Source organism: Dietzia sp. DQ12-76 (assembly GCF_014145045.1).
Classification (GTDB): Bacteria; Actinomycetota; Actinomycetes; order Mycobacteriales; family Mycobacteriaceae; genus Dietzia.
The window spans coordinates 1-1,020 of sequence record NZ_JAALDV010000170.1 but is presented as its reverse complement, the minus strand read 5'-3'; the positions used below and the strand labels follow the sequence as shown (position 1 = coordinate 1,020).

Here is a 1,020-nt window from a genome sequence, read left to right as displayed (position 1 = left end):
TGAGCCGATGCCCTGGACCCGGCCGGTGCGCTCTGCGGTGACGATCCCGGCGTCGGCGGCGGCGCGCGAGGCGTCGCGGTACTGCTCGGCCGCCCAGCGCTCACCGCCGCCGGCCTTGAGCACGCGCAGTCCGGCCATGATGTCGGTCGCGCGGTTGCTCGCCATACCGATGGCCGTCTGCTGCGCGGTGCTGTGCCGGGAGATGACCCGGCTGGGCAGCGCCACCAGCACCAGGCTCAGCGGGACGCCGATCAGGACGATCAGCCCCACCAGCAGGTCGGTCCACAGCAGGTAGACCGAGATCCCCGCGATGCCAATGAGCGCGGAGCCGCCCAGGGCGATCTGCCGGAAGATCTGGGCCGCCACGTCGGCATCGGCCGAACACACCGAGAGCACGTCGCCCGAGCTCGCGTCGTCCATGGCGCGGCGCCGGGTGAGCGGGACCCGCGTGGCCTCCACCCGCAGGTCGTGGGCCTCCTCCTGCACCGCCCGGTTGGCCATCCGTGCGCCGAAACGGTAGCTCAGGCTGAGCACGGTGAACAGTGCGACCAGCCCGAGGACCGACCACACCATCGCCCAGCGGTCCAGCGGGATGATCGCCCGGTCGACGATCACGCCGATCGCGATGGGGACCAACGCCTCGCAGACCTGCCACATCGTCATGAGCACCAGCCCGGGAACGACCAGGCGCTTGCGACGGCCGATCGCCCGGAGCAGGAGCCCGTTCGCGGTCGACGGGACGCCGGTGGCCTGCCGGTGCGTCGCTGCTGGTGCTGACATGCGTGTGGGGCTCCCGCCGGTGGTGATGGGCTGAGTCGGTCTCGCGCCCCATGACACTAGTTCCACCCGGGGACGCGGCGGTTCACACGTCCCCTCCGGCTTGCGCGTCCTCTACGGCTTGCGCGTCCTCTTTGCCCGAGCCACCACGGCTTGTGCGGCGTGTCCGGACCAATCCGCGCGCGCAAGCCAGGGTGGGGACGCGGAGGGCGGGGCCCACTCCGCAGCCGCCACGGTGCGGCC

1 protein-coding gene is annotated in these 1,020 nt (G+C 72.3%); it reads right to left on the bottom strand.

Annotation, left to right across the window (positions count from 1 at the left end; genetic code table 11):
• A partial coding sequence (locus G6019_RS07115) for an ABC transporter transmembrane domain-containing protein (protein WP_241725921.1) occupies positions 1 to 780 on the bottom strand: 780 nt, incomplete at its 3' end.
• Between the last annotated feature and the right edge of the window lie 240 nt (positions 781 to 1,020).